This is a genomic window from Paraburkholderia silviterrae (assembly GCF_004353915.1).
In the GTDB taxonomy this organism is placed as follows: domain Bacteria; phylum Pseudomonadota; class Gammaproteobacteria; order Burkholderiales; family Burkholderiaceae; genus Paraburkholderia; species Paraburkholderia silviterrae.
Genome location: NZ_SMRP01000068.1, coordinates 1316 through 4381 on the forward strand (window position 1 = coordinate 1316; position 3066 = coordinate 4381).

Here is a 3066-nt window from a genome sequence, read left to right on the forward strand (position 1 = left end):
ACCGAGCACCGGGCCCGAGAGCGTAAGTTCGCCGGCCTTGACTCCCGGCACGTTGATCGCCGGCACGACGCCGCCGACCACAGTCGGGAACTGGAACAGGCCGTCCTTGGCCAGTTGGTCGTCCTTCAGCGGAGCGTCCGAGCCCGCGAAGTCGACCGTTTTCGCCTGAATCTGCTTGATGCCGCCCGACGAGCCGATGCCCTGGTAGTTGACCTTGCCGCCGCCCGACTTCTGATAGGCATCCGCCCATTTCGTGTAGATCGGTGCTGCGAATGTGCTACCTGCGCCGGTGATGTCTGCGGCGTGAACGATCGACGCTGACAGCAGCGTGAGCATCAGAACTGGAATCGCTTTCAGTTTCATTTGTACACCTCATGTGTGTGTCAAGCGCCGGACGATATCCACGATGTGTGACACTGTTGGGAAGACTTGCTGCGAGCCCGACGCCACGGCGAGACCCAGGTCCACCTTGTTCCACGAACTTACGCTTGGCGCATTGACCGTACCTTTCCTCTGTCTGCAGGCAGCAGGGCGTCAGAACTCCCGGGTTTCATTTGCCGTGCCGGCAGAGCCCGGTTGTTTCCCACTAGCAATAACTGCGCCGCGAGTGTTCGATTGGGTGGAACCGGTATCCATCGATCGAAAGCGCAGTGGTCGATAAACGGGGAAAAGGTCGTCGCTGGAGTGCACTTCGTGTCGATTCCGGATGCCATGCCGGACAAGAACTTGCTGCTCCAGCAACGACAGGCTTGAACCGCCTTGGGGAATGGAGCGTGGGGATTGCTCTACGGATAGCGCACAACAATCCCGTTGAACCGACTGATGCGCCTCCGGCGCGAGGTAGATGCTTTGCATTACTGCATATAAGAAGATGATCATCGATATTATTTTAAATGCAGATCGGGAAGCGGAATTAATCGAAACATCTCCCTCGTCCAGGCACGCACCTTTTTAAGTTTCGCCGACTTTTGAAGTTAAGCCCGCAGTACAGTCGTCCCACCCGGTGATCTACGGGCTTCTATCGGATCTTGCAAGCCGTCGCACACGCCGCTGGTTTTGCGCTGGGCGTGCGGAGGAAATACATCGATGCAGTTATACGGCGTGTTCAAGGTGCGGCGAATGGCTGACTACGTCGTGCCAGAAGGTGTCCGGGTAGCTGATGCCAATTCACGACTTCGTCAACGAATGTTTGATTCGAGAGGCACCGCGGCTCTCCGCCTGGCCAGGTGTCTACCACGCAGACGTCGCTCCCATTTTCATTTTTCTCGATCCACCACGGCGTACTGAAATTTTGCCGCTATTCATGATTGATCTGAAGACCTCGGCGTTCGTGTCAATCATGGATTTAATATCAATTCTGGAATCGACGAAAACAAAAATCTCAGTGTCTGGTCAAGCTAACGACGAGCCACGCTTCCTGATCTGTGTGACTATCGATCGGACCACTGCCCATCGTGACAGGAACTCGCCGCAAGGCTCTCACGCCATGCACTCTGCACGTCCCCGACATTCAGGCCAGAAACAGAGATTCAAGTCCTTCATGGGCTGTATTCCCTGAATAGTTATAACTATCAATCAGGCGGTTATTCAATAACGTCACCCAGATGTCATCTCCGTCGTCGATAGTGCCGGGGCCTTTAACCAGTGGATGACATGATGAATTTTACAAAATCCCTGCTCGCCATTTCCCTGACTTCAGCACTCGCAGCTTGCGGCGGCGGAGACAACAACAATCCGTCGACACCGGCTCAACCCTCCATCGCGGTGCCGTCGAGCGTTAATGCAACGTCCGGATATAGCGTTACGGTCTTCGCACAGGCGCCCGGCAAATCGTCGAATCCGCCCGCGTGCGATCCGGCCTCCCCGGGCTGCTATACCAAGCCCGATTCGATCGTTCAACTCGGAACCGGCTCAGCCTCGAGTATGCTCGTCGCCTACGGCGACAACGTCCAGCCGAATGGCACGGTCTCAAGCACCAATTCGGCGACCGGAACTACTCAAATTGTCCAGTACGACATGAACGGCAACGCGCAGAAGACATACACGGTTCCGGGCCATAACGACGGCATGTTGGCTTACGACAGCCATACGATCTGGGCGATGTCCAACGAGGACGCGAATCCGACGCTCGTCGTGATTGACGTCACGAGCGGCAAAATGACGACCTATACCGCGGACGCGGCGCCTGCTCATGGAGGCGGTCTCGACGACCTGCAGATGATCAACGGGCAGGTTTTTGTTTCCGGCTCGAACCCGACTCTCGATGCGTCGACGAATCTCTATGACGGGCCCGCGATTTACACGCTGGCACTCAACTCGACCGGCTCTACGTTCCATTTGACGCCGGTGCTGACGGGCAACGCGAGGGCGCAGGTGATCAATCCGAGCGCCGCAGGAGTCACCGTCGACGCCTCCGGCACCGCAATGCTCGGCAATCCGCTCGTGCCGAACGGCTCGACCAACAACCCGGGGGGGCTACAGGATCCGGACTCGATGGCGACCGATTCCGCGGGCAACCTCGTGCTCGACAGCCAGGCTGACTCGGAGCTCGTGTTCGTCAGCAATCCGGGGGCGGCCAATCAGTCAGTGAAGGAACTGTTCCTGACGCTTTACTCGAACCCGTGGCCGGTCGACGACACGCGCTGGGCGCCAGCGTCGAGCCAGTTCATGCTCGTCACCGACACGGGTTCGGGATTGATCTACAAGATCACGTCCGCATCGGGATTTAAGGCAGGATCGATGTACAGCAATGGCCAAGGCACCGTGCTGCAGGACGACCCGACGACGGGCGACATGACGCCGATCATGACAGGCATGAGCTCGCCGCACGGCATGCTGTTCGTCCAGTAACCGATAGCTGGCACCGCGCCCGCGCGTGGCATATCGTGCGGTACTGCCGGCGGCGCGGCGCGACGTTCATCCTGACGAGACCCAGGCCGCGCGCTCGTGGGCGCTAGAGTTGGCCGACACGGACATCGCCGTCAACGCTGTGGCGCCGGATCCGACCGATCAGCAATCGTCGATCGTTAGCCGAAACGGCGATAGCGGCAACGAATCGCCATCTAC

2 protein-coding genes and 1 pseudogene are annotated in these 3066 nt (G+C 58.3%); 2 read left to right on the top strand and 1 reads right to left on the bottom strand.

Annotation, left to right across the window (positions count from 1 at the left end):
- A partial coding sequence (locus tag EYW47_RS40490) for a substrate-binding domain-containing protein (RefSeq protein ID WP_133200401.1) occupies positions 1 to 363 on the bottom strand: 363 nt, incomplete at its 3' end.
- A gap of 1290 nt (positions 364 to 1653) precedes the next feature.
- On the opposite strand from EYW47_RS40490, the gene EYW47_RS40495 reads away from it, so the two are divergent.
- Together EYW47_RS40495 and EYW47_RS41530 are read left to right on the top strand one after the other, a co-directional pair.
- Positions 1654 to 2850: a hypothetical protein gene (locus tag EYW47_RS40495; protein WP_240764148.1), complete on the top strand. Its 1197-nt coding sequence runs from the start codon at positions 1654 to 1656 to the stop codon at positions 2848 to 2850.
- Positions 2851 to 2875: 25 nt separating this feature from the next.
- Positions 2876 to 3066: pseudogene (locus tag EYW47_RS41530) on the top strand (hypothetical protein); the annotation flags it as partial.

Bases quoted from the DNA above. Each gene is read 5' to 3' on its own strand.
- EYW47_RS40495 (WP_240764148.1), top strand. From the start codon at position 1,654: ATGATGAATTTTACAAAATCCCTGCTCGCCATTTCCCTGACTTCAGCA.